The organism is Nocardia sp. XZ_19_369, assembly GCF_015355715.1.
Lineage (GTDB): Bacteria > Actinomycetota > Actinomycetes > Mycobacteriales > Mycobacteriaceae > Nocardia.
Genome location: NZ_JACVED010000005.1, coordinates 462,362 through 487,675 on the forward strand (window position 1 = coordinate 462,362; position 25,314 = coordinate 487,675).

General features: G+C 67.3%; 27 protein-coding genes. 18 read left to right on the forward strand and 9 right to left on the reverse strand.

Going from position 1 to position 25,314, the window contains the following annotated elements; genetic code table 11:
* Positions 1 to 118 precede the first annotated feature (118 nt).
* From priA to hisI, 6 genes are all read left to right on the forward strand, one after another.
* Positions 119 to 850 carry a bifunctional 1-(5-phosphoribosyl)-5-((5-phosphoribosylamino)methylideneamino)imidazole-4-carboxamide isomerase/phosphoribosylanthranilate isomerase PriA gene (gene priA, locus IBX18_RS21040; RefSeq protein ID WP_107655235.1) on the forward strand — a complete coding sequence of 244 codons (732 nt, stop codon included), beginning with the start codon at positions 119 to 121 and terminating at the stop codon, positions 848 to 850.
* Positions 847 to 1,662: an inositol monophosphatase gene (locus IBX18_RS21045; RefSeq protein WP_194835275.1), complete on the forward strand. Its 816-nt coding sequence runs from the start codon at positions 847 to 849 to the stop codon at positions 1,660 to 1,662. Before priA ends, IBX18_RS21045 begins: the two co-directional genes overlap by 4 nt.
* Before the next feature lie 4 nt (positions 1,663 to 1,666).
* Positions 1,667 to 2,440 (forward strand): imidazole glycerol phosphate synthase subunit HisF, encoded by a 774-nt coding sequence (hisF, locus tag IBX18_RS21050; protein WP_194835276.1) that lies wholly within the window; start codon positions 1,667 to 1,669, stop codon positions 2,438 to 2,440.
* A 171-nt stretch (positions 2,441 to 2,611) separates the two neighbouring features.
* Complete coding sequence (locus IBX18_RS21055) at positions 2,612 to 3,556, forward strand: TIGR03564 family F420-dependent LLM class oxidoreductase (RefSeq protein WP_194835486.1); 945 nt, start codon at positions 2,612 to 2,614, stop codon at positions 3,554 to 3,556.
* A gap of 235 nt (positions 3,557 to 3,791) precedes the next feature.
* Entirely contained in the window at positions 3,792 to 4,217 is a 426-nt protein-coding gene (locus tag IBX18_RS21060; protein ID WP_306796345.1) for a MarR family transcriptional regulator, read from the forward strand.
* A 7-nt stretch (positions 4,218 to 4,224) separates the two neighbouring features.
* On the forward strand, positions 4,225 to 4,572 hold the full coding sequence (gene hisI, locus IBX18_RS21065; RefSeq protein WP_147139064.1) for a phosphoribosyl-AMP cyclohydrolase: 348 nt from the start codon (positions 4,225 to 4,227) through the stop codon (positions 4,570 to 4,572).
* Here the strand turns inward: hisI and IBX18_RS21070 are convergent, their stop codons facing one another.
* The 4 genes from IBX18_RS21070 to IBX18_RS21085 form a co-directional block, all read right to left on the reverse strand.
* Positions 4,573 to 5,010 (reverse strand): MarR family transcriptional regulator, encoded by a 438-nt coding sequence (locus tag IBX18_RS21070; protein WP_228541557.1) that lies wholly within the window; start codon positions 5,008 to 5,010, stop codon positions 4,573 to 4,575.
* Between the two features lie 201 nt (positions 5,011 to 5,211).
* On the reverse strand, positions 5,212 to 5,784 hold the full coding sequence (locus IBX18_RS21075) for a permease (RefSeq protein WP_194835278.1): 573 nt from the start codon (positions 5,782 to 5,784) through the stop codon (positions 5,212 to 5,214).
* An 82-nt stretch (positions 5,785 to 5,866) separates the two neighbouring features.
* Positions 5,867 to 6,328, reverse strand: a complete 462-nt coding sequence (locus IBX18_RS21080; protein WP_194835279.1) for a peroxiredoxin — start codon at positions 6,326 to 6,328, stop codon at positions 5,867 to 5,869.
* 118 nt (positions 6,329 to 6,446) lie between these two features.
* A complete protein-coding gene (locus tag IBX18_RS21085) occupies positions 6,447 to 6,740 on the reverse strand; it encodes a hypothetical protein (RefSeq protein ID WP_107655244.1) in 294 nt (97 codons plus the stop codon).
* A gap of 238 nt (positions 6,741 to 6,978) precedes the next feature.
* Between IBX18_RS21085 and IBX18_RS21090 the strand changes: the two genes are divergently transcribed.
* From IBX18_RS21090 to IBX18_RS21140, 11 genes are all read left to right on the forward strand, one after another.
* Complete coding sequence (locus tag IBX18_RS21090) at positions 6,979 to 8,526, forward strand: anthranilate synthase component I (RefSeq protein ID WP_194835280.1); 1,548 nt, start codon at positions 6,979 to 6,981, stop codon at positions 8,524 to 8,526.
* The gene (locus IBX18_RS21095; RefSeq protein ID WP_194835281.1) at positions 8,523 to 9,335 is read left to right on the forward strand and encodes a TIGR02234 family membrane protein; all 813 of its coding nucleotides are present in this window, start codon (positions 8,523 to 8,525) and stop codon (positions 9,333 to 9,335) included. Before IBX18_RS21090 ends, IBX18_RS21095 begins: the two co-directional genes overlap by 4 nt.
* 183 nt (positions 9,336 to 9,518) lie before the next feature.
* Positions 9,519 to 10,337: an indole-3-glycerol phosphate synthase TrpC gene (trpC, locus tag IBX18_RS21100; protein ID WP_107655248.1), complete on the forward strand. Its 819-nt coding sequence runs from the start codon at positions 9,519 to 9,521 to the stop codon at positions 10,335 to 10,337.
* A complete protein-coding gene (trpB, locus tag IBX18_RS21105) occupies positions 10,334 to 11,596 on the forward strand; it encodes a tryptophan synthase subunit beta (RefSeq protein WP_107655249.1) in 1,263 nt (420 codons plus the stop codon). The genes trpC and trpB overlap by 4 nt, the downstream gene beginning before the upstream one ends.
* Positions 11,597 to 11,669: 73 nt before the next feature.
* On the forward strand, positions 11,670 to 12,470 hold the full coding sequence (gene trpA / locus IBX18_RS21110; protein ID WP_194835282.1) for a tryptophan synthase subunit alpha: 801 nt from the start codon (positions 11,670 to 11,672) through the stop codon (positions 12,468 to 12,470).
* A 95-nt stretch (positions 12,471 to 12,565) separates the two neighbouring features.
* On the forward strand, positions 12,566 to 13,696 hold the full coding sequence (gene lgt / locus IBX18_RS21115; protein WP_194835283.1) for a prolipoprotein diacylglyceryl transferase: 1,131 nt from the start codon (positions 12,566 to 12,568) through the stop codon (positions 13,694 to 13,696).
* 236 nt (positions 13,697 to 13,932) lie between these two features.
* Positions 13,933 to 14,460, forward strand: a complete 528-nt coding sequence (locus IBX18_RS21120) for a TM2 domain-containing protein (protein WP_194835284.1) — start codon at positions 13,933 to 13,935, stop codon at positions 14,458 to 14,460.
* Positions 14,461 to 14,663: 203 nt separating this feature from the next.
* Positions 14,664 to 15,392, forward strand: a complete 729-nt coding sequence (locus IBX18_RS21125) for a transporter substrate-binding domain-containing protein (RefSeq protein ID WP_228541560.1) — start codon at positions 14,664 to 14,666, stop codon at positions 15,390 to 15,392.
* A gap of 12 nt (positions 15,393 to 15,404) precedes the next feature.
* Complete coding sequence (locus IBX18_RS21130) at positions 15,405 to 16,073, forward strand: amino acid ABC transporter permease (RefSeq protein ID WP_147143462.1); 669 nt, start codon at positions 15,405 to 15,407, stop codon at positions 16,071 to 16,073.
* A gap of 212 nt (positions 16,074 to 16,285) precedes the next feature.
* Positions 16,286 to 17,704 carry a pyruvate kinase gene (gene pyk, locus IBX18_RS21135; protein ID WP_194835286.1) on the forward strand — a complete coding sequence of 473 codons (1,419 nt, stop codon included), beginning with the start codon at positions 16,286 to 16,288 and terminating at the stop codon, positions 17,702 to 17,704.
* A 95-nt stretch (positions 17,705 to 17,799) separates the two neighbouring features.
* Positions 17,800 to 18,627 (forward strand): acyl-CoA thioesterase II, encoded by an 828-nt coding sequence (locus IBX18_RS21140; protein ID WP_228541562.1) that lies wholly within the window; start codon positions 17,800 to 17,802, stop codon positions 18,625 to 18,627.
* A gap of 81 nt (positions 18,628 to 18,708) precedes the next feature.
* Here the strand turns inward: IBX18_RS21140 and IBX18_RS21145 are convergent, their stop codons facing one another.
* The 5 genes from IBX18_RS21145 to IBX18_RS21165 all read right to left on the reverse strand — a co-directional run bounded on the left by IBX18_RS21145 (position 18,709) and on the right by IBX18_RS21165 (position 24,228).
* Positions 18,709 to 19,128, reverse strand: coding sequence for a hypothetical protein (locus IBX18_RS21145; protein WP_194835288.1), 420 nt, complete (start codon positions 19,126 to 19,128; stop codon positions 18,709 to 18,711).
* Positions 19,129 to 19,264: 136 nt separating this feature from the next.
* Positions 19,265 to 19,882, reverse strand: coding sequence for a low molecular weight phosphatase family protein (locus IBX18_RS21150; protein ID WP_107655259.1), 618 nt, complete (start codon positions 19,880 to 19,882; stop codon positions 19,265 to 19,267).
* Between the two features lie 232 nt (positions 19,883 to 20,114).
* Positions 20,115 to 20,627: a phenylacetaldoxime dehydratase family protein gene (locus tag IBX18_RS21155; RefSeq protein ID WP_194835289.1), complete on the reverse strand. Its 513-nt coding sequence runs from the start codon at positions 20,625 to 20,627 to the stop codon at positions 20,115 to 20,117.
* Between the two features lie 129 nt (positions 20,628 to 20,756).
* Positions 20,757 to 21,554: an SAM-dependent methyltransferase gene (locus IBX18_RS21160; protein ID WP_194835290.1), complete on the reverse strand. Its 798-nt coding sequence runs from the start codon at positions 21,552 to 21,554 to the stop codon at positions 20,757 to 20,759.
* Between the two features lie 1,468 nt (positions 21,555 to 23,022).
* Entirely contained in the window at positions 23,023 to 24,228 is a 1,206-nt protein-coding gene (locus IBX18_RS21165; protein ID WP_194835291.1) for an FAD-dependent oxidoreductase, read from the reverse strand.
* A gap of 93 nt (positions 24,229 to 24,321) precedes the next feature.
* Here IBX18_RS21165 and IBX18_RS21170 point away from each other — a divergent pair, with 93 nt between their 5' ends.
* Entirely contained in the window at positions 24,322 to 25,299 is a 978-nt protein-coding gene (locus IBX18_RS21170; RefSeq protein WP_228541450.1) for a PEP-utilizing enzyme, read from the forward strand.
* The last annotated feature ends 15 nt before the right edge of the window (positions 25,300 to 25,314 follow it).

The window sequence follows — 25,314 nt, forward strand, 5'->3', positions numbered from 1 at the left end:
ACAGCGTCGAGGACGACGACGGAGCCGAGCGAGGCGCAGTCGTGAGGGAGCGCAGCGACCGAACCATCGGCGCAGCGCCAAAGGCGACGACGGAGCCGAGCGCCAGCGAGGCGAAGTCGTGAGCCTTGTACTGCTCCCCGCCGTCGATGTTGCCAATGGCGAAGCTGTGCGCCTCGTACAGGGTGAGGCCGGTAGCGAAACCAACTACGGCTCCCCCCGCGAAGCCGCCCTGGAATGGCAGCGCGCGGGCGCGGAATGGGTCCACCTGGTCGACCTGGATGCGGCGTTCGGCCGCGGCTCGAACCGCGAACTGCTGGCCGGGGTCGTCGGCGAACTCGACGTCAAAGTGGAGCTGTCCGGCGGCATCCGCGACGACGACACGTTGGAGGCCGCACTGGCCACCGGCTGCGCCAGGGTGAACCTGGGCACCGCCGCGCTGGAGGATCCGGTGTGGTGCGCCAAGGCCATCGCCAAGCACGGCGAGCGCGTCGCGGTCGGCCTGGACGTGCGCATCATCGACGGGGACTACCGGCTGCGCGGCCGCGGCTGGGTCAGCGACGGCGGGGACCTGTGGGAGGTGCTCGAGCGCCTGGAGCGCGACGGCTGCTCCCGCTACGTGGTCACCGACGTCACCAAGGACGGCACGCTGACCGGCCCCAACCTGGACCTGCTCCGGGAAGTCTGCGCCGCGACCGACGCGCCGGTGATCGCCTCCGGCGGCGTCTCCACCATCGAGGACCTGATCGCGATCGCCGAACTGGTGCCCGACGGCGTCGAGGGTTCGATCGTCGGCAAGGCGCTCTACGCGGGCCGGTTCACGCTGCCCGAGGCGCTGGCCGCGGTGAGATGAGCCAGGACCTCTCGGCACTGCTCGCGGTCGCGCGCGAGATCCTGGACTCGGTCACCTCGCGCTTCATCGAGGGGGTCGGCGCGCCGAGCGCGGTGACCAAGGGCCGCAACGACTTCGCCACCGAACTCGACCTGGAGCTGGAGCGCACCATCTCCGCCCAGTTGGAGCAGCGCACCGGAATCGAGGTGCACGGTGAGGAATTCGGCGGCCCGCAGCTCGTGTCGGGCACCGCGTGGGTGCTCGATCCGATCGACGGAACGTTCAATTACTCGTCCGGACACCCGCTTTCGGGCATGCTGCTCGCACTGGTGGATGAGGGCGAGCCGGTGCTCGGCCTGACCTGGCTGCCGCTGCTCGGACAGCGTTACGCCGCCATCGCCGGCGGCCCGGTGCTGCTGAACGGCCAACCGCTGCCGCCGTTGCCACACGGAAAACTGGCCGACGCGATGATCGGCTTCGGCGCGTTCAACGTGGACGCGCAGGGCCGGATCCCCGGCCAGTTCCGCTTCGATCTGCTCGGCCCGCTCAGCAGGCTCTCCTCCCGCGTGCGGATGCACGGCTCCACCGGCATCGACCTGGCGTTCACCGCGTCCGGGGTGCTCGGCGGGGCCATCGTGTTCGGCCACCACCCCTGGGACAACGCCGCGGGCGTCGCGCTGATCCGCGCCGCGGGCGGTGTGGTCACCGACCTGGCGGGCGAGCCGTGGACCATCACCTCGGGTTCGGTGCTGGCCGCCGCGCCGGGCGTGCACGAGGAACTCCTCGAAATGATCTGCACGGTCGCCGATCCGGCGACCGCGGAGGAAGGGTAAGCCGATGACGTTGGCGGTACGCGTGATTCCGTGTCTGGACGTCGACGCCGGCCGGGTGGTCAAGGGCGTGAACTTCGAAAACCTGCGGGACGCAGGCGATCCCGTCGAGCTGGCCGCGACCTATGACGCGCAGGGCGCCGACGAGCTGACCTTCCTGGACGTCACCGCCTCCACCGGCGATCGCGGCACCATGATCGACGTGGTCACCCGCACGGCCGAGCAGATCTTCATCCCGCTCACCGTCGGCGGCGGCGTGCGCACCGTCGAGGACGTCGACCGGCTGCTGCGCGCGGGCGCCGACAAGGTGTCGGTGAACACCGCCGCCATCGCGCGACCCGAGGTGCTGCGCGAGATGTCGGAGCGGTTCGGCTCGCAGTGCATCGTGCTGTCCGTGGACGCTCGCACGGTTCCGGCCGGGCAACCCGTTACCCCGTCCGGCTGGGAGGTCACCACCCACGGCGGCAAACGCGGCACCGGCCTCGACGCCGTCGAATGGGCAACGCGCGGAGCCGAATTGGGCGTCGGCGAGATCCTGCTCAACTCGATGGACGCCGACGGCACCAAGGCGGGCTTCGACCTCGCCATGATCCGCGCCGTCCGCGCCGCGGTCTCGGTCCCCGTCATCGCCAGCGGGGGAGCCGGTGCCGTCGAGCACTTCGCACCCGCCGTCCAAGCGGGCGCCGACGCGGTGCTCGCGGCCAGCGTCTTCCACTTCGGTGAGCTGACCATCGGCCAGGTCAAGGATTCGATGCGCGCGGCGGACATCGTCGTCCGCTAGTTACCGGCACGGCTCACGCCACCGCGATCTCTGTCGATACCCCGCTGGGTCGGTCCCGGTGGCTGCATCGCGGGGCCGCGGCGCCCGGGACCTCCCGCCGAGGCGCCGAGCCTGCCGCGCGGAATCCACCGTGTCGGAATCAGTTTCGTGGCGACCGGCGTTGCACCGGTGATGAGCATCGGAATCTCGCTGTCGCCCTTCAGTCTCGACGCGACCGACAATGTGGTGGACGCTGCGGTGGCCGCAGGCCGGCAAGCCGCCGCGGCCGGGTTGAGTTCGCTGTGGTTCGGGCAGACGTTCAGTCACGACAGCGTCGTGCTGTCCGCGGTGGTCGGGCGGGAGGTGCCGGGGCTGGCGGTCGGGACTTCGGCGATCCCGATCTCGGCCCGGCATCCGCTGCTGATCGGCAGCCAGGCGCAGACCGCGCAGGCCGCGACGCACGGCAGATTCACCCTCGGCCTTGCCCTCGGCACGCAGGCCTTCACCGAGCCTGCTTTCGGTGTCACGTATGACCGGCCGATCGCCCGGCTGCGTGACTTCCTGACCGCGCTGCACGACGTACTCGACAGCGGCACAGTGGATTTCCACGGTGAGACGCTCACTGCGGTCGCGCCGCTGCCCACCGCGGTGGCGGGCGCGAAGCCGACGGTACCGGTCCTGGTTGCCGCGATGGGTCCGCAGGCGCTGCGCGTCACCGGCGAACTCGCCGACGGCGCACTACCGTTCCTGGTCGGGCCGAAAGCGCTGGCGGACCATATCGTGGCACCCCTCATCAAGGCCGCCGAGCGGGCCGGTCGGCCCGCTCCGCGCATCGTCGCCATGGTCCCCGGTGTCGTCACCGACGACATCGACGGCGCACGGGCGGAAGCCGAGGTGCAGTCCGCCTTCTACAACGACATCCCCTCCTACCGTCGAATCATCGAGCTGTCCGGGGTTTCGCGCGCTGCGGAGCTCGTCGTCATCGGCGACGAACAAACTGTCGCCGCACGCGTCGCCGAGTACTTCGAAGCGGGCGCCACCGACGTGGTCTTCGCCCAAACCGACCTCACCACGCCTGCCGATCAGCAGCGCACCTGGCAACTACTCGGCGAACTGAATCGCGCCGCTGAGCGGTGATTTCGCGGCGTGCGAATCGCCCCGCGCACAGATTGCCGACGATCTCGGGTGCGGGCAGATGATTTCGTGCATGGCCTAACGGTGGGTGCGCGGCCGGACGATGTGTGCGCGGCGGCGCGGTCGATGTTGCAGCGGCACGACCCATTCGACCAAGCATGCGTAAATGCGCCGGCACGCACGGGCGAGGCAGGCACCCCTCTTTGCGCATGCAGGAGCATGCATGTACACATAAGTGGTGTCGAACAGTGCGCACGACGAGCAGATGTGGAACCGGTTGATCGCCCTGCACGCTCAGGTGGAGGGCCGGTTGGCGGCGGCCGTACAGCGTGGGCACGGCCTCGGGCTCTCGGAATTCCGGGCCCTCGGCTTCCTGGCCGAGGCACCCGACGGCGAACTGCGGATGCAGGACCTGTCCGCGCGGCTCGGCCTGAACCAGAGTTCGGTGACCAGGCTGGTCGGCAGGCTCGACGCCGCCGGGCTGGCCTATCGGGATCTGTGCCCCGACGATCGGCGCGGCGTCTACACGGTGATCACCGACAAAGGGCGCGAACGGCTCCGGTCCGCCGGGGACACCTACCGCAGCACGCTGACCGCCGCGCTCGACGAATCCGACAGCGACACCGTGGCCGCCCTGCGTAACGCCGATGTCCGACTGTTATAACGGTCCCATGACTCTCGACCCCACCATCGCCGCCCGCCTGAAGCGCAACGACGCGGGCCTGGTCGCCGCCGTCGCGCAGGAACGCGGCACCGGTGACGTGCTGATGGTTGCGTGGATGGACGACGAGGCGCTGGCCCGCACCTTGGAAACGCGCAAGGCGACCTACTACTCGCGCTCGCGCCAGCAGTACTGGGTCAAGGGGGAGACCTCCGGTCACACCCAATACGTGCACGAGGTTCGGCTCGACTGTGATGGCGACACCATCCTCTTGGTCGTCGACCAGGAGGGCGCGGCCTGCCACACCGGAACGCACACCTGCTTCGACTCCGACGTGCTGCTGGCCGACCCGGCCTGACTACTCCGCGGACCGATCTTCCTGGCCGGATCCGGGGGAGCGACTCAACGCATCGGTGAGGTGATCGGCGAGCAGCTCGCTCAATTCCGCCAGCTGGGCCGTCTGTTCCGGCTCCAGCCCGTCGAACACCAGGTGGCGCACCGCATCCAGATATCCGGGCGCCGCCTCGATGACCTTGTGGTAGCCGTCGTCTGTCAGAACCGCCTGCACGCCACGGCGCCCGGCGGTAGCGGAGCGCTCCGCCCAGCCCATCCGCTCCAGCTTCGATACGACATGCGAAAGCCGTGATAGCGATGCATTTGCCTTGTGGGCGAGGTCACTCATCTGCAGCCGATGGCCGGGTTCCTCGGACAACAGGGTCAAAACCCAATACTCGAAATGGGTGACCCCGGACTCGCGCTGCAGCTGGGTATCCAAAGCGCCTGGTAGGCGGGTCATCAGCGCAACAATCGCGCGCCATGCTCGTTGTTCAACCGGGTCGAGCCACTTCGTCACTGTGTGCCTTCTTTCAAGCCAAGTGACGTGGTTTTGTTAGTAAGCCTACCGATTATTGAAAAGCATGTTCACAGTCACCCGTGACTCTGAGTTTGCCACGACTTCGCTCGCCCGTCATGAAGTTGCTAAGGAGCGTGAGCTCACTCACAAACCGTCGGGCCGAGTCATGGTGCTGTCCGCGGCGGTAGCTGGCGCGGTCTGTCGCTTCGGATGCCTGCGCCGCCACCAGCGGGTGACGACCAGGAACAGCGCCGCGAGGAAGACCGCGGCTGCGGCGAGCGCGCCGGCCATCGTGGCACCGCGGAAGGCGGGTGCGTCGACATCGAGGATGCGCTGTCCGGCATGCGCGGCGTTGCTGCCGCCGAGCACGATGGTCAATGTCATCAGATTGGGAATCGCGACGAGTACCGCGAGGACGACCGCCACGCCTGCCATGAACCGGCCGCCCCTGCGCCGCCACACCCGCACCGCGAACAGCAGCAGGAACAGCGGGACGACCGTGCACACGCAGCCGAAGACCAGCCCCCAGCCGATGCCCTTGCTGAAGCTGCCGTTGACCATCTCCGCGATCCGCTGCGCCCACCAGCGTGGGATGAAGGCGGACAGGATGAAGTAGGCGATGAACAAAAGGGCGAGAACCGCAAGCCCGCCGACGGCCCATGTCTTCCAGGCCGGCCCGGTCGATTTCTGCTGCAGCTGTCCGTCGGTCGCAGTCATGGGGCCAGCGTAAGCCGGATGTGTGCGGAAACGGGCTGTTCGCCTCGGCGTTTCGGCCTGCGGACGTCCCGGTGGCCGGAAACTAGCTCGCGCGCTCGCGCAGGAACTTCAGCGCCTCGTCGGCGTGCACGTTGGCGCGCAGCTCGCCGGTGATGATCTTGCGGACGGTGCGGTCCTGATCGATGACGAAGGTCTGGCGCTTCACCGGTGCCAGCTTGCCGAGCAGCCCGCGCTTCACGCCGAACTGCGCGGCCACCGTGCCGTCGGCGTCGGAGAGCAGGGGGTAGCCGAGGCGCTGCTTGTCGGCGAAACCGGCCTGGGTGTCGACGCCGTCGGCGCTGATGCCCGCGCACGAGGCGCCGAGGGCGGCGAAATCGGCGGCCACGTCCCGGAAGTGGCAGGCCTCGGCCGTGCACACCGGGGTGTTCGCGGCGGGGTAGAAGAACAGGACCAGCGGACCGTCGGCGAGCAACGCGTCGAGCGAACGGGGCGTGCCTGATTGATCGGGGAGCTCGAACTGGGGAGCGAGCTGTCCTGTCTGCATAGAAAGGGACAGTACCGGGCACATGTCGCACCCGGTACCGCACCGTTGCGGCTCAATTGCGCACTCCCGCCTTCGCTGTGGCCAGAGCTGACCTGCTGACGGACTACGCGGCTGCGCCCTACACGCCGAGCAGGGCCGCCACTTCGGGGTTCTTGATCTGCATGACGTCGAGAATGCCGTGCGCGCGCAGGAACGGCCTCAGTTCCTTGATGCGGTCGGCGTGCGTGGCGTACTCGTCCGGAAAATGGTTCTTGTCCAGGGATTCGAGCGCCTTCGCGTAGGTGACGAAGGTGGCTAGTGCATTCGGGGCACCCTGGGGGCCTGTCTTCGACTGCAGACCGACCATCCGTGGGGGCTGGCTCGGCGCACCGCCCGGGGCGGCGTGCCTGCCCTCCGGTTGCGAGGGGTACATCAGTTGTCTCCTCTCGATCATGGGATACCGCGTGCGAGATGGAACGGAGCGAGTGTAGAGACGCCCGTCACACGCCGATCGGGGGCATGAGAACCGGGCGGTCGAGTTTGTTACTGGAGTGGTCCATGTGATTTGGGCCGCCCAGGGCCGGCGCGTTCGTGGAGGTCGAAACCGGTATCGGTGCGGCCGCCCGGGGTGCGCCGCAGGGCCTGTCGGTGTGGCCTGGGATGATGTGACCATGCAAGGCGCGTCGACTCCCACCACCACGACCCGCGAACAGTTTCACCAGCTGGCCGCGGAACATCGAGTGGTACCGGTGACCCGAAAGGTGTTGGCGGACTCCGAAACTCCGCTCTCCGCCTACCGCAAACTGGCCGACGATCGGGCGGGAACGTTCCTGTTCGAGTCGGCGGAGAACGGGCGATCGTGGTCGCGCTGGTCGTTCATCGGCGCGGGCAGCCCGTCGGCCCTGACCGTGGTCGACGGCGACGCGGCCTGGTTGGGCAACATCCCGGTGGACGCGCCCTCGGGCGGCGATCCGCTGGTCGCGCTGCGCGAAACCCTCGAACTGCTGAAAACCGAGCGACTGCCGGGCCTGCCCCCGCTGACCGGCGGCATGGTCGGCTACCTCGGCTACGACGCGGTCCGCCGGATCGAACGGCTGCCGAATCTGGCGCTCGACGATCTGCAACTGCCGGAAATGGTGCTGCTGCTCGCCACCGACCTCGCCGCCTTCGACCACCACGAAGGCGCGATCACGCTGATCGCCAACGCCGTCAACTGGAACGGCACCGCCGAGCGGGTCGACGAGGCGTACGACGACGCGGTGGCCCGGCTGGACCGGATGACCGAGGCGCTCGGCGCCCCCGCACCGTCCACCGTGTCGGTCTTCGATCGACCCGAGCCGGAGTTCCGGCGCCGCCGCACCACCGAGGAGTTCGGCGCGGGCGTGCGCCGCCTGGTCAAGGAGATCGAGGCGGGCGAGGCGTTCCAGGTGGTGCTCTCGCAGCGCTTCGAAATGGACTACGACGGCGCGCCACTGGATCTGTACCGGATGTTGCGCGCGTCGAACCCGAGCCCGTACATGTATCTGCTGCACGTGCCCGACGGCGACGGCGGCACCGCGTTCTCCATCGTCGGCTCCAGCCCGGAATCGCTGGTCACCGTGAAGGAGGGGGTGGCGACCACCCATCCGATCGCGGGCACCCGCTGGCGCGGCGCCACCGAAGAGGACGACCTGCTGCTGGAGAAGGGCCTGCTGGCCGACGAGAAGGAGAACGCCGAGCACCTGATGCTCGTCGACCTCGGCCGCAACGACCTCGGGCGGGTCTGCCAGCCGGGCACCGTGCGGGTCACCGAGTACCGGCACATCGAGCGCTACAGCCATGTGATGCACCTGGTTTCGACGGTGTCGGGCCGGCTCGCCGCGGGCAAGATCGCGCTCGACGCGGTGAACGCCTGTTTCCCGGCGGGCACGCTGTCCGGTGCGCCGAAGGTGCGCGCGATGGAGCTCATCGAGGAACTCGAACCCACCCGCCGCGGCGTCTACGGCGGCGTCGTCGGCTACCTCGACTTCGCGGGTGACGCGGACACCGCCATCGCCATCCGCACCGCGTTGCTGAAGGACGGCACCGCCTACGTCCAGGCGGGCGCGGGCATCGTCGCCGACTCGGTCGCCGAGTACGAGGACGTCGAGGCGCGCAACAAGGCGATGGCGGTGCTCAAGGCGATCGCCGCGGCGAAAACGGTCCGCGCGTACGGCGCGACGAACGGCGAGGACGCATGACGGCAGCCGAATCCGGCGGCGACACCGACTCGGTCGGCGGCAAAGCGGCGTCTGTACCCGACCCCGACCTCGTCACCCCGCAGACCGCCGGTGCCGAGACAGCGGCCACTCCCGAAACGCGGCGTAAGTCCCCGATCGGCCCCCTCGTCCTGCTCGCCTTCGCGGCCGTCGCGCTCTGGGGCTCCTCGCGCATGACCTGGGTGACCGTCACCTCCTCCGACGGCCTCACCGAACCACGCACCGACCGCCTCAACGGCGGCGTCTGGTTCGGCGCGCTCACCCCGCTGGCCCTGGTGCTGCTCGCCTCCATCGCCGCCGTACTGGCCACGCGTGGCTGGCTGCGCCGCACCCTCGGCGTGCTCATCGCCTTGGTCGCCGCGGTGGCCGCCGTGCCTGCCTTCGCCCTGCTCAGCAACTCCGGCAAGATCGCCGAACGCGCCGCCAAGCTGGCCGAGCTACCGGCCAGAGCACAGGTGGGGGAGGCGACCACGTCGCTGCTCCCGGCCGTGCTGGCCCTGCTCGGCGCGCTGGCGGCGTTCGCGGCGGGCGGCTTGCTCACCCGGATGCCGCAGGACACCGCCCGCCTGTCCGGCAAGTACGACAACCCGGCCTTCCGCCGCGCCGACGCCACCGAACAGGTGAGCAAGCAGCGCACCGACGCCGCGGCAGGCACCGAACAGAACCAGCTGTCCGAACGCGTGCTGTGGGACGCGTTGGACGCGGGCACCGACCCGACCGACGACACCGCGAACTCCGGTGGGCGCGCCGACGATCCGGACCCGGGCGAGGCAGGCGGACATGTCCGCTGAGCGATTCGCGCGCGTCGACTGTGGCGGTTCACACCTTGTGCGCGGACTGGTTGCCTGGTCCACAACAAGACCCGGCGCAAACGCGGCCGGTACGTCCATTTATTCTTTGTCAGCATCGGTGAGACAGCGCCTGGGGGGATTCTCAGGCAGCAAGTCCGTCTCCCCAGAAAGGATTCGAGCCAGATGACGGTACTCGACTCGATTCTCGACGGGGTCCGCGCGGATGTGGCCGCTCGGGAAGCCCTCCTCGATTTCCAGGCGATCAAGGCGGCCGCCGCGGCGGCGGCAAGCCCGCTCGACGCACGCGCGGCCCTGCTCGAAGACGGCATCGGCGTTATCGCCGAGGTGAAGCGGGCCAGTCCCTCCAAGGGTGAACTCGCCGACATCCCCGACCCGGCCAGCCTGGCCAAGGCGTACGAGGACGGCGGCGCGCGGATCATCAGCGTGCTCACCGAGGGCCGGCGCTTCCACGGGTCGCTGGAAGACCTGGACGCGGTGCGCGCCACCGTGAACATCCCGATCCTGCGCAAGGACTTCGTCGTCGGGCCGTACCAGATCCACGAGGCCCGCGCGCACGGCGCCGACGTGATCCTGCTGATCGTCGCGGCGCTCGAGCAGGACGTGCTGTCCTCGCTCATCGACCGCACCGAATCGCTCGGCATGACCGCGCTGGTCGAGGTGCACACCGAGGAAGAGGCGGATCGCGCGCTCGAGGCAGGCGCCTCGGTGATCGGCGTGAACGCCCGCAATCTCAAGACGCTCGAGGTCGACCGGGACGTGTTCGCCCGGATCGCACCCGGTCTGCCCACCGAGGTCATCCGGATCGCCGAATCCGGCATCCGCGGCACCGCCGACCTGCTCGCCTACGCGGGCGCGGGCGCGGACGCCGTTCTCGTCGGCGAAGGCTTGGTGACCAGCGGTGATCCCCGCGCGGCCGTGTCCGAGCTGGTGACCGCGGGTACCCACCCGTCCTGCCCGAAGCCGGCGCGGCGGGGCCGGTGACCGGGGTGACAGAGCTACCCAAGGCCAGCGACGGCGTCGCACACCGCAGCGCGCACGAGCCCGATACCGGCGGCCACTTCGGCGTCTACGGCGGCAGGCACGTCCCCGAGGCGCTGATGGCGGTCATCGAGGACGTCACCGCGATGTACGAGAAGTCGCGGCTCGATCCGGACTTCCTCAACGAGCTGGACCGGTTACAGCGCGACTACACCGGTCGCCCGTCGCCGGTGTTCGAGTGCACCAGGCTCGCCGAGCACGCGGGCGGCGCGCGCATTCTGCTCAAGCGGGAAGACCTGAACCACACCGGTTCTCACAAGATCAACAATGTGCTCGGCCAGGCGCTGCTCGCCAAGCGGATGGGCAAGACCCGGGTCATCGCGGAGACCGGCGCCGGCCAGCACGGCGTCGCCACCGCGACCGCCTGCGCGCTGCTCGGCCTGGACTGCGTCGTCTACATGGGCGCCGTCGACACCGCCCGGCAGGCATTGAACGTGGCGCGGATGCGGCTGCTCGGCGCCGAGGTCATCTCGGTGACCACCGGTTCGCAGACGCTCAAGGACGCGATCAACGAGGCGCTGCGCGACTGGGTCAGCAACGCCGACGACACCTACTACTGCTTCGGCACCGCCGCGGGCCCGCACCCGTTCCCCATGCTGGTGCGCGACTTCCAGCGGGTCATCGGCCTGGAGGCCAGGGTGCAGGTGCAGGAGTCCACCGGGCAACTGCCCGACGCGGTCGTGGCCTGCGTCGGCGGCGGCTCCAACGCCATCGGCATCTTCCACGCCTTCCTCGACGACCCCGACGTCCGGCTGGTCGGCTACGAGGCGGCCGGTGACGGCGTCGAAACCGGCAGGCACGCGGCCACTTTCACCGGCGGCACGCCCGGCGCGTTCCAGGGCGCCTACTCGTACCTGCTGCAGGACGAGGACGGCCAGACCATCGACTCGCACTCCATCTCGGCGGGTCTGGACTACCCGGGCGTCGGCCCCGAGCACGCTCTGCTCAAGGACATCGGCCGCGCCGAATACCGCCCCATCACCGACACCGAGGCGATGGACGCGCTGCTGCTGCTCAGCCGCAGCGAGGGCATCATCCCGGCGATCGAGTCCGCACACGCCGTCGCGGGCGCGCTGCAACTGGGCAAGGAACTCGGCCCCGGCTCGATCATCCTGGTGAACCTGTCCGGTCGCGGTGACAAGGACATGGATACGGCGGCGCGCTGGTTCGGGTTGATCGATGAGAAGGACGAACAAAAGTGAGCGAGCGCAGCGAGCGAACCATGGGCGCAGCGTCCGTGACGTCGACGGAGCCGAGCGCCAGCGAGGTGCAGTCGTGAGTCAGCAGTCCCGTCTCGCGAATACTTTTGCCGCAACGCGTGGTGAAGGTCGTGCCGCGCTCATCGGCTACCTGCCCGCAGGCTATCCCGATCTGGCCGGTTCCATCGAGGTCTGTCGCGCCATGGTCGAATCCGGTTGCGACATCGTCGAAGTCGGCGTCGCCTACTCCGATCCGGTGATGGACGGCCCGACCATCCAGGCCGCCGCCGGCCAGGCGTTGCGCTGCGGTGTGCGGGTGCGCGACGTGTTCTCCGTGGTCGAGGCGATCACCTCGGCGGGCGGTCAGGCCGTGGTGATGAGCTACTGGAACCCGGTGCTGAAGTACGGCGTCGACAACTTCGCGCGCGATCTCGCCGCGGCTGGTGGCGCCGGAATCATTACCCCGAACCTCATTCCGGAGGAGGCCGACGACTGGTTCGTCGCGTCGTCCACGCACAACCTCGATCGCATCTTCCTGGTCGCGCCGTCCTCCACCGAGGAGCGTCTGGTCAAGACTTTGGAAGCGTCGCGCGGCTTCGTGTACGCGGCCTCGACCATGGGCGTCACCGGCGCCCGCGATGTGGTGTCCTCGGCCGCGCCCGCACTGTGCGCGCGGATCCGGGCGCATTCCGACATCCCGATCGGCGTCGGCCTCGGCGTCCGTTCGGGAGCGCAGGCGGCCGAAATCGCTTCCTACGCAGACGGAGTCATCGTGGGCTCGGCACTGGTCACCGCTGCGGGCGAGAGCCTGGACGCGGTCCGTGCGCTCACCGCCGAACTGGCCGAGGGCGTGCGTTCGGCGACCGTCGCCTCGTAAGAGCAGCCACCGCTGGTGGTGATTCCTACGCTGTACGGTGACCGCCACGGTGCGGTGGTTCCAGCGTCGCCGCGGTTCTCCGCTACGGTGGCCCCGTGACCTTACAAGTCCTGGCGTACATACCCAGCCCCCCGCAGGGCGTGTGGCACATCGGTCCATTCCCGTTGCGGGCCTACGCGCTGTGCATCATCCTCGGCATCGTCGTCGCCATCTGGTGGGGCGAGCGGCGCTGGCGCGACCGCGGCGGCCAACAGGGCGCGATCCTGGACGTCGCGATGTTCGCGGTGCCGTTCGGTCTGGTCGGCGGTCGGCTGTACCACGTCGCCACCGACTGGCAGAAGTACTTCGGCCCCGACGGTGACCCCAAGGCCGCGCTGGAGATCTGGAACGGTGGCCTCGGCATCTGGGGCGCGGTGCTGCTCGGCGGCGTCGGTGCCTGGATCGGCTGCCGGGTGTACCGAATCCCGTTGCCCGCGTTGGGTGATGCGATCGCGCCGCCGATCCTGCTCGCGCAGGCGATCGGCCGCCTCGGCAACTACTTCAACCAGGAGCTGTACGGTCGCACCACCGACCTGCCGTGGGGCCTGGAGATCTACTTCCGCTACGACGACAACCTGAAGCCGGACGCGATGAACGGCGTCTCCAACGGTGTCGTCGACAAGGTCGTGCACCCCACGTTCCTGTACGAGCTGATCTGGAACGTGCTGATCGTGGTGCTGCTCGTGCAGCTGGACAAGCGCTACCGGATCGGGCACGGACGCCTGTTCGCGCTGTACGTCGCCGGTTACAGCTTCGGCCGCTTCTTCGTCGAGCTGATGCGCGACGACGAGGCCACCAAGCTCGCCGGAATCCGCATCAACTCGTTCACCTCCGCGATCGTATTCCTCGCGGCCATCGCCTATTTCGTGTTCGCGACCAAGGGCCGCGAGGCCCCCGAACAATTGCAACCATCGACGGAACGCCGGCCGTGGCCATGGCAGATCGGTGCGTTGCGAGCGGCAGGCGCGTCGTCCGCGGGATCGGACACGGTTGTGCTGGAAAAGGATTCGGCGGAGACCGAGGGCGCGACCGCGACGGACAAAATCGAGACGGAGTCGAGCGATACAGCCGACACCGTGGAGAAAGACACTGCCGATACGGCAACCAGCACCGACGCGGACGCGAGCACGGACTCGGACGAGACCACTACCGCGTCGAAAAAAGTCGCGGATCCCGACAAGTCCTGAATACGACGGTGCCGCCGCCGATCACGCGGCGGCACCGCATTCGGTTGCTCCGAATTTCCCGCCGTCGATAACAGCGCAGCGTCCGCAACGGATAACCCGGGGGAGTGCCGAGGGCTACGGGGCGACAAATCACACCGGTCCGACCACAATGTCTCGTGATCGTCGCGAGCATTTTCCCGCTCGGCAGATCGATCAATGCCGGGCAGAGGGTGCCCGCACGAATGAGGAGGACATTAGTGACCGACCCTTACCAGCAGAACAATCCAGGATTCGGTGGACCGCAGTACGGTCCGCCCGGGACGGGGCCGGATCTCAACAAGCCGCAGGACACCGCGGCGCTCCCGCAGTTCGACGCCCAGCAGTCCGACCCCTACGCGCAGCCGCAGTTCGGCCAGCCGCCGGCCGACCAGTACGGCCAGCCGCAGTACGGTCAGCCCAACCCCTACGGCCAGCAGCCGGGCGGTTACCCGCCCCAGTACGGTCCGCAGGGCTACAACCCGAACGACCCGGAAGCTCCTTACGGCCGTGACCAGTTCGGCGTCCCGTTCTCGGACAAGCAGAAGCTCGTTGCGGGCCTGCTGCAGATCTTCCTCGGCGCGTTCGGCGTCGGCCGTTTCTACACCGGCTACACCGGCATCGCCATCGCGCAGATCGCGGTCTTCTGGCTGACCTGCGGTATCGGCGCCATCTGGACGATCATCGACGGCATCCTGATGCTGACCGGCAAGGTGCCCGACAGCGAGGGTCGCCCGCTGCGCGAATGAGCCACGACCTCGACGACGGGCATCGCCGACCGGCGGTGCCCGTTCGTCGTTCCTGGCGAGTACAACCCTTTCGCGCACCATGATCGAGATAGGGTCCTTCGCAGAAGTCCCGGCGTAACATGAGCCGGATTTGCGTGTTGTGTGTGGGATGTCCATACACCGAAGAGAGGGAACCCGTGCGTCGCAAGCTGTTCGCCGCCGCCATGCTCGCCATCGTCGCCGCCACCGGGCTCACCGCCTGCAGTAGCAGCAGCGATGCGAACGTGTTGAAGGTCGGCACCGAAGGCACCTACTCCCCGTTCAGCTTCCAGGGCACCGACGGCAAGATCACCGGTTACGACATCGAGGTGATCCAGGCGGTCGGCGACAAGCTCGGCAAGAAGGTCGAGTTCGTGCTGACGCCGTGGGACGCGATCTTCGCCGGCCTCGAGTCCAAGCGCTTCGACCTGGTCGCCAACCAGGTGACGATCAACGACGAGCGCACGAACAAGTACGCGCTGTCGAGCCCCTACACCACCTCCGACGGCGTGATCGTCACCCGCGCGGACAACAACGCCATCACCACCCTCGCCGACCTGCAGGGCAAGACCTGCGCCCAGTCCGCCACCAGCAACTGGGGCAAGGTCGCCACCGGCGCGGGCGCGAAGGTCGAGGCCGTCGAAGGCTTCGTGCAGGCCATCCAGCTGCTGAAGAACGGCCGCGTCGACGCCACCGTCAACGACACCCTCGCGGTCGCCGAGTACACCAAGAAGACCGGCGACACCGGCGTGAAGGTCTCCGGCAAGACCGGCGAGACCAGCAAGCAGGCGTTCGCCGCCCGCAAGGGCGACGCGGTGATCGCCGATGTCGACCGGGCGCTCAACGAGCTGCGGGCCGACGGCACGCTGGCCAAGATCTCGGACAAGTACTTCGGCACCGACGTCAGCAAGTAGCCGACGCTCTCCATGGATGCCGCTACTCGGGAACTGATCTGGCACAACCTGTGGCCGATGCTGCAGGCCACCGTCGAGAAGACCCTTCCGCTCACCGCGATCAGCTTTGTCATCGGCCTGGTGATCGCGGTGTTCGTGGCGCTGGCCCGGATGTCACCGATCTGGCCGCTGTCGGCGGCCGCCCGGTTCTACATCTCGATCATTCGGGGCACGCCGCTGCTGGTGCAGCTGTTCATCGTGTTCTACGCGATGCCGCAGTTCGGCATCGTGATCGATCCGTTCCCGGCGGCGGTGATCGCGTTCAGCCTCAATGTCGGCGGGTACGCGGCCGAGATCGTGCGGGCGTCCATCCTCAGCGTGGCGAAGGGGCAGTGGGAGGCCTCGCAGGCGCTCGGCCTGCGGTATCCGCAGATGATGGGGCTGATCATCCTGCCGCAGGCCTCGCGGATCGCGGTCCCGCCGCTGTCCAACACGTTGATCTCGCTGGTGAAGGACACCTCGCTGGCCTCGACCATTCTGGTGACCGAGCTGTTGCGCGTCGCGCAGATCGCGGCGGCGCCGACCTTCGACTTCTTCGCGCTGTACGGCGTCGCGGCCATCTACTACTGGGTCATCTGCCTGTTCCTCGGCTTCGGCCAGACCCGGTTGGAGACGCGCCTGGCCCGGCACGTGGCGACCTGATCGATCGGGTCATCCGAGACCCGATCGGACGCGGCAGCTAACTACCAGCGAGTAACATTTCTGCGGCGCTCATAGGACTCCACGACGCTGGCCAGGCATGTTGCGCAATGCGTAACGCTTGGAGGTTTCACCAAGTAAACGTTCATTTTTTTACCCAGCTTTCACCTGGGGCACAGCGGGCCCCGGGTACCGGTCGGGACTAGGCTCTACCCGTGATGCGACGGACGAAGATTGTGTGCACGCTCGGCCCGGCTACTGCCACCGAGGACCGTATCCGCGAACTCGTCGAGAGCGGCATGGACGTGGCTCGACTGAACTTCAGTCACGGCGAACACGCGGATCACGCTGAGAACTACAAGAAGGTGCGGGCGGCCTCCGACCACCTCGGCAGAGCGGTCGGCATCCTGGCCGACCTGCAGGGACCGAAGATTCGACTCGGCCGATTCATCGAGGGCAAGACCGTCTGGGCGACGGGTGAAGAGGTCAGGATCACCGTCGACGAGGTCGACGGCACCCACGACCGTGTTTCGACCACATACCGGGAACTCGCGCAGGACGCGAAGGCGGGCGACCGGCTGCTCGTCGACGACGGCAAGGTCGGGCTCACCGTTATCCGGGTGGACGGCAACGACGTCGTCTGCCGGGTGACCGAGGGTGGACCGGTCTCCAACAACAAGGGCGTTTCGCTGCCGGGCATGGATGTCTCGGTGCCCGCGCTGTCCGAAAAGGACATCGAGGACCTGGAATTCGCGCTGAAGCTCGGCGTGGACTTCATCGCGCTGTCCTTCGTGCGGTCCCCGGCCGATGTCGAGCTGGTGCACGACATCATGGACCGGGTCGGGCGCCGGGTACCGGTGATCGCCAAGCTGGAGAAGCCCGAGGCGATCGACAACCTGGAAGCCATCGTGCTCGCGTTCGACGCGGTCATGGTGGCCCGCGGTGACCTCGGCGTGGAGCTCCCGCTGGAGCAGGTGCCGCTGGTGCAGAAGCGGGCCATCCAGATGGCACGCGAGAACGCCAAGCCGGTGATCGTGGCGACCCAGATGCTGGAGTCGATGATCGAGAACTCGCGCCCGACCAGGGCCGAGGCCTCCGATGTCGCCAACGCGGTGCTCGACGGCGCCGACGCGGTGATGCTCTCCGGCGAGACCTCGGTCGGCGCCTGGCCGATCGAGACGGTGCGCACCATGGCGCGCATCGTGCATGCGGTGGAGACCGAGTCGACCAGGGTGCCCCCGCTGACCCACGTGCCGCGCACCAAGCGCGGTGTCATCTCCTACGCCGCCCGCGACATCGGCGAGCGGCTCAACGCCAAGGCCCTGGTCGCGTTCACCCAGTCCGGTGACACGGTGCGTCGCTTGGCCCGGCTGCACACCCCGCTGCCGCTGCTGGCGTTCACCCCGCTGCCGGAGGTGCGCAGTCAGCTCGCGCTGACCTGGGGTACCGAGACCTTCATCGTGCCGATGGTGGACACCACCGACGCTATGATCCACCAGGTCGATGTAGCACTGCTGTCCATGGAGCGATACCAAAAGGGTGACCTCGTGGTAATCGTGGCCGGCTCCCCGCCGGGTACGGTCGGTTCTACCAACCTGATCCACGTGCATCGCATCGGTGAGGAGGATCATTAATAGTGAATAGTTCCCTTGGAGGGTCGGTCGTCGATTCGTCGGCGGCCGGGAAGTCTGATCTCGACGTTTTGCTCGGTCTGCTCGATTTGGAGCAGATGGACGAGGACGTGTTCGTCGGTCAGCATCCGGAGAAGGTGTGGAGCCGCACGTTCGGCGGCCAGCTCGTCGCGCAGGCGATCATCGCGGCGGGCCGCACGGTCGGTGACCGTCCGGTGCACGCGATCAACGCGCATTTCGTGCGCGGCGGCGACACGAAGAAGCCGATCGAGTACCGGGTGGACCGGCACCGCGACGGCCGCGCGTTCGCCAACCGCACCGTCACCGCCCTCCAGGACGACCAGGAGCTGTTCGTGATGCTCGCGGCGTTCCAGGACTGGAACAAGGGCCTCGAGCACGGGCATCCGCTGCCCGACGTGCCCGACCCGGACACGCTGCCGCGCATCGAGGAGAGCTTCGTCGGCTTGGAAGACAAGCTGGAGATGTTCATCAAGGCGCCGCACCCGATCGACATGCGCTACACCAACGACCCGGCCTGGATCCTGAAGGGCACGGGGGAGCGGCTCAACCACAACCGGGTGTGGATGCGCACGGACGGGCGGCTGCCCGACGATCCGCTGCTTCATGTTGCGACGCTTGGCTATTCGTCCGACACCACGGTGCTGGATTCGATCATCACCACGCACGGACTGTCCTGGGGACTGGACCGGATCGTGGCGGCGACGGTGAACCATTCGATCTGGTTCCACCGGCCGTTCCGGTTCGACGAGTGGGCGCTCTACGCCACCGAATCCCCGGTTGCCTCGGGCTCGCGTGGTCTGGCCACCGGCCGCTTCTTCTCGCGCAGCGGGGAGTTGCTGGCTACCACGGTGCAGGAGGGGCTGATTCGGCACTTCCCGGCGCGCGGGGCCAACGCCGCGCGGTAGGTTCACTATTCGCTGACTTTCGCCGCATCCGCTTCCCTGCCGGGAAGCTGGTGCGGCGCAGTCGTTTCGGGGGTCCTCGCGTCAGATCCGTTCGCGCTCGACGTCGAGGTCCAGATCGGCCCGCTGCATGGCGCGGATGGAGAACGGGATGTTCTGACCCGGCTCGGTGCGGGCGACACCGTAGATCCCGTGCAGCAGTTGCTGTTCCAGGCGAGCCACGTCGGCGTCGGTGAGCACGGTGGGTGCGCCGACCAGGCTGAGCGCGATCTCGTAGGTGCCGCGGTCGCCCGGCTCGTCGCCGGGATGCTCCATCCGCCACTGGGTTTCGAGGGTCACGTGGGCCGGCTCGTCGGTGTCCACCGGCAGCGTGAAGCGCCACGCGAACATGTCGCGGTCCTGCAGGTGGTCATCCACCACCTCGCGCACGGTCTCGACGATTCGTTCGAGGGTTTCCGGTGTCACATACACATGGAGCGAAACATCCGAAATGCGTTTCGGCATGTCTATTCCTGTCGTGTGTCGAACCAGCAACGGCGGAAAGTTGTTGTCCGCGGGAGTGTAATACTTCCGGCGCGGAAATGGACATAGCAGCCCTGCATTGCTGTGTCGGAGGGGTGATATTCGCTGAGCCGGAAGACTACCTGACGCGGTGCGCGGCCAGAAAAGTCGCCAGCGGTGGGTTGGCGTCCGGCTCGATGATCAGCCCGCGCTGCTCGTCCGCGACGGGTCTGGTCTGCTCGTGCGGCGCCAAGGCGAGCAGCAGCGGGACCAGCGCCTCGGCGATCCGGTCGCCCACGTCGCAGTACGCCTGCTCGGACAGCCCGATCGGGTCGGTGATGTTCTCCCGGCCGACGATCGACAGGTCGTTGCGGGACTCGTGCAGTTCGGCGATGGAGCGGGCGCCGGTGACGTGGGCGATCCGGTGCGCTTCCAACAGGGTGAAGGTGCGGCAGGCCACCCCGAACCCCATCTCGCTCACCGTGTCGCGGATCTGCTGGGTCATGGTGAGCACCAGGTCGGCGTTGTCGACCATCTCGTCCTTGAGCCGCCTGGCCTTGAAGTTGCTCGCGTCGCCGCCGAGGCCTTCGATGGCTTGCGCGGCAAGTGGTTCGACCGGGAAGCCCACCAGCGCCCGGGTGCCCGCGCTCTCCGCGGTGAGGTTCGGCAGGGCGTGTTCGACCGCGATAGCGCGGGTGAGGCGCTCGGCAATCACAGAACGGCAAACATTGCCGTTGCAGACGAACAGGACGTGCATAGGAATACGGTAAACGTTCGATAACGCCGTCGATGTGCGAAAACCTCCGAAAAGTGCGCTCTGGAGCAATATTCATCTGCAGGTCAGTTGCCGTACACGAGGAACGGCGCACAAGTTCCGAGGATGAGGTGTGCGTCGCATTTGCTGTTGATCATGTTCAGGTGTGTCCCTGTGCACTTACCCCATGATGGGATCATCGAAACACAGCGTTGTGATTAGCTTGTGATACGAACTACTCGGGTTCGCCGCTGTAGTAACTCTTTTCGTCCACCACCGGCGCGACCTTTGCCGGCTCGTCCCGCACCCGGCCCCTGGTGGAGAACATCCGCCCGCGCGAGGCGACCACCGGTGCGAACCGTGCCATGCCGGTCGGGGTGCGCATGTCGCCGTACATCGCGTCGATGCCGCCCCGCATGAAGTAGGCCTCGTGCCAGAACCCGGTGCCGCCGGAGTCCTGCAGAAACTTCTGCCACCAGTCCCGGTGCGGGGCCGATCTGGTCCAGCGTTCCAGGCTGTCCAGGTCGCGCCAGTACTGCCGGGCGCCCCAGTGCGGCGGGAACAGCGACCAGATCACGTCCTCGTGCGAGAGCAGCCCGTCCGGCCGATCCTGGTGCGAGCGATAGAGTTTCGGCCCCAGGCCGAGCAGGCGCAGGATGCCGCGCGGCTTGTGCACTCGCATCCCGAGGTAGATGACCACCAGATCCGGGTATTCGCTCAGATCGACAGTCGTTCTGTTCACCCGCATCGCAACCTCCGCTGACTTGGGCGTCGTTGTGCCCCACTCTACGGGTGAATACGAGGCGGACGCCCGAACGGTTCGATGTGGTGCGGGCGCCCCCGGTCCACGCACCGGGGGCGCTGCTGTTCGCGAGTATCAGGGCTTGCGTGCGACTCCGCCGTACGCGGAAATGGGCTGTGCCTCGCCCACTTCGGTCGCCGGGGGCCGCCACTGGGTGATCGAGACGAAACCGGGCTCGATCAGCTCCAGGCCGTCGAATGCGGCGCGGATCTGCGCCTGGGGGCGGGGGACATAGGGCACGCCGCCACTGTTCGTGTAGTTCTCGCACAGCGTGACGTAGGCCTGGCTGTCGTCGGTGCCGTCCCACAGCACCAGGTAGCTGCCCGGCCGCACCTCGCCCATCACGGTGCGCACGATGCGCAGCATTTCGTCGTAGCTCTTGGCGTGGCCGAGCACGCCCATGAACATGACGCCGATCGGTTCGTCGAAGTTCAGCACGTTGCGCGCGTCCGCGACGATCTGCTCCGGGTAGTGGTAATCCGAGTCGATGTAAGTGGTGACGCCCTCGTTGGTGGTGCTGTTGAGCAGCGCGCGGGCGTGCGCGAGGACCAGTGGATCGTTGTCCACGTACACGACTTTCGACTCCGGCGCGATCGACTGAGCGACCTCATGAGTGTTCTGCATGGTCGGCAAGCCGGTGCCGATGTCGAGGAACTGGCGAATACCTTCCTCGCGGGCGAGGTGGCTCACCGCGCGGATCAGGAACTGCCGCGACTGCACCGCCATCGTGCGGATGTCCGGGTCCACCTCGAGGCTGGCATCTCCGACGATCTGATCGATTTCGTAGTTGTCCTTGCCGCCCATCCAGTAGTTCCAGATTCGTGCGGAATGCGGGATATCGGTCCGGATCGTGGGGATGTGGTCATCGGACATGATGTTTCGACTCCTCAGCGAAATGACCGGCAGCACCGCCGATCATGTTGGTACGAGTTGCATCCGATCTGCTGTGCGTCAGTATAAGTTTCAAGCTTCAACCGTGGTGGAGATCCGCCAGCTACCCGCTCCTTTTCTCCCGGGACTCGCGGGGTGTGTGCGCACGCGGACAGTTCGATATCCACCACTACACCCCTTCGGTGAAGACCGTGCACGTATTGCATCGGGCGTGCAAACCCCCAGCACAGCAGGGCTACGCCCCATCGCAACCCACCTGCTCACTCGTGCTACTGGCGACGCCGACCCAAGCGGCCGACTCCTCAGAAGGATGACGGGCGGCGACCGCCTGCTGGAGAGCGCCGAGTGCGTCCCGCCACCCGCTCAGCACCATTCGGGTAAACCCTTGTCGGGCAATCGGACCCGAATGTTTCCCCACCAGAGGTGGTGTCCACACCCCTCGTCACCCGCTCACTTATAGGGCTGCGTCTCGTAGTTGGGATGTGAGGTTCCAGTCTGCACCCTCGAAGGGTGTGAAAGCATGCTGATTTGGCGCGGAATCGCCTGTGTGACAACAATTCTGGTCGTCACGTGCCATAGAGTGGTGACACCTCTTCCCGAGGGGCGATGGACACGGTCCAGACATCGCGCCCAGGGAGGAGGTGGTGGGGAATGGCGAAACATCGCCGGAAAAAACGAGAGGCTCCGGTCGATTACGGCATCATCTTGACAGGAGCTGCCGTGATCGCCGGAGCGCTCGTACTGGTCCGCCGAGTGCGGGCTAGGTAAACCCACCAGGTGGGGCGTCGTACCAGCGGCGTCCCACCGCCCAGCATCACTTACGTGACCACCCGATTGTACTGGTTGCCCCCGGCGGCACGCGACTTCCCAGCGAATCAAATGCGAATCCGATCCGGCCATTCCCCACTGCAACCGAGCCACTCGCGCTGCTAAAGGTTGTGTGGTTCCAGTCTGCACCCACAAAGGGTGCGAACGCGCGCTGATTCGGTGTGGAATCGCCTGTGTGACAACAATTCTGGTCGCCACCTGACATAGAGTGGGGACACCTCTTTCCGAGGGGCGATGGACATGGTCCAGACATCGCGCCCAGGGAGGAGGTGGTGGGGATGGCGAAACATCGCCGGAAAAAGCGAGAGGCTCCGGTCGATTACGGCCTCATGTTGACAGCAGGAGCCGTAATCGCCGGAGCACTCGTCTTGGTCCGCTGGTTGCGGGCTAAGTAAACCCACAGGTGGGGCGTCGCACGACCGGCGTCCCACCGCCCAGCATCACTCACGTGACGACTCGATTGTACTGGTTGTCTACACCGGCACGCGACTTCCCAGCGAATCGAATGCGAAACCGATCCGGCCACCCGCCGTTCGACTCATCTGGCCGAGATGTGCTGTCCGGCGGGGCCGCACCTGGCGGATGCGCCGAACCGACCACGACCAGCGTGGTGGGCAACCGTCTAATTGTTGGCGCGTTGGATGGAGCGCCGGACCAGGCCGCGGATGCCGGGGAGCTGGATGGCTCGCAGCATCATTTCGCCGGCCCAGACATGAATGCGGGTCGGCGGGGCGAATCGGCTGATTCCTCTGCGGGCCAGGGCCTGTCGTTTGTGCACTTCCGGGCGCAACGACGTCTCCCAGGTGTGGAGTGCGGTGGGAATGTCGTCGTGTGCTGCTATCGCGGTGCCGAGCCGGTCTGCGCCGTCGAGGGCGAGGGCGGCACCGTAGCCTGCGAATACCGTTACGCACCAGGCCGCGTCGCCGAGCAGAACGACTCGGCCCTGACTCCAGCGGTCCATCACGATTTGGCCGACCGAGTCGAAGTAGGCGGTGGCGGGGTCGGCCGAGAGTTGGCGCAGAGCGTCGGCGACACCCCCGCCGAGATCCCCGAACGCTCGATCGAGCGCGGCTGCGGCGCCGAGAGCCAATTCGGCCCCTGGGTCGGGGCAGCGGTAGGTGAAGAACGCTGAGGACCGTCGCGGTCCCAGGTTCATCACCGCGGCTGTGCGTCCGGGTCCGATAAAGGTGGCGCCTGCGCCTTCGGGGACGTGCTCGGGAACTGTTCCCAGCGGGAATGCGCCCACCACATGGCCCAGGTCCACGAAGTATTCGTGTTCGGCGCCGAATGCGAGCTCGCGGACTCGGGAATGCACGCCGTCGGCCCCGACGAGGAGTTCGGTCCGAAGACGGGTGCCGTCGCTGAGGGTGACCACGACTTCCTCGGAGGTCTGCGCGATGGCCTGCACGGTGCTGCCGAAACGGATGTCGGCGAGCTCGGCTACCGTGTCGTACAGTGCCGACTCCAGATCGCCGCGGAACACGCTCAGTGCCCGGTTCCCCACAGCGGCCTCGGTGACAGCGGCCGGAATCCTGAACTTCTCCCGGCCGTCCGCATGGACGAGGACCGAGGTGAAGAATCCGATATCGCGCGAAGTCAGCGCCGGTATCAGGCCCAGCCGTTCGGCGGCGGCGTATCCGGGGCCGTGCAAGTTGACCAGGTATCCGCTACTGCGACGAGCCGGTGCGCGTTCGATCACGACGACGTCCCAGCCTTGCTGGTGCAGCCGCAACGCGGCGGCCAAGCCGGCGATTCCGGCGCCGACGACGGTCGCCCGCCTGCGCGGTGTTCCGGCGCGATGGTGCGGGGTGTTCTCGTTAGCTTCCATGTGCGGCTCCTGGGTCGGTCGGCGAAAGCACTCGATGAGCTATCGCCACGCCGTCAACTACTAGTTGACGATGAGCCGATCGTCAACTTAAGGTTGACGCATGCAGAGACGGTGCCGCTAGGCGAGGTGATCGCCGCGATCGAGCGGGCTTACCCCGAGAACAGGCTGGATCAGTTGGCGGCAGCGGTGACTCACGCTGCGCACTGGTTGTGGGTGGCCGAACGGCTGCTCGAACGTTTCGTGGCTCGCGCGCGGCAAGCACGCCTACCCTGGGCGGAAATCGGCACCCGCCTAGGTGTCTCCAAGCAGGCCGCGCAGCAGCGCTTCGCCGAGCGTTCAGCGGCCACCGCACAACGGGCTGCATGGCAGACGGGGGCAGACATGATGCCGGAAGCGCCACTGGTCACCGGCGTCCCGTGCAGCAATGGTGTTGCCGCCGGCCCGGCCCGGCTGGTGCGCAGTGTGGACGATTTCGCCGCGGTTCGGGCGGGCGATGTCATCGTCTGTCGCACGACCGATCCGTCGTGGACAGTGCTGTTCGGCATCGCTGCCGCGGTGGTCACCGAGACCGGGGGAATGCTGTGCCACGCGGCAATTGTCGCCCGCGAGTACGGGATTCCAGCCGTGGTGGCCGCCGAAGGTGCGATGGACACACTGGCGAATCATCGGATGGTCTCGGTCGACGGAACCCGCGGGCACGTCAATGCCGTTTGCGCACCCCACCGCCCCCTCAACGCACGGCTGGTACAGGCATGCACGGACTGGCAACTGACCATCCTGCCCGACGGCAGCATGCAGGAAAACGACCACGAGGACGCATCGCACGACCGGCGAATCGTGGCCGAACTAGCAAGCCTCGCAAAGGAATTGACCCCGCTGACCACCCGGCTGACCGAACGACTCACCCGGTTCTCCGATTACGACACCCGCTTCGCCACAGCCCTCACCTCGGCCGCCGACGACCCCGAAATGATTACCGGCACCAAACCCCAATCAGCCCATCGAGTTTGGTTCGAACTGCACGAAGATCTGATCGCCACGCTGGGCATCGATAGAGCGTCCAGCTCCTAGTGTCCTTAGTCAAGC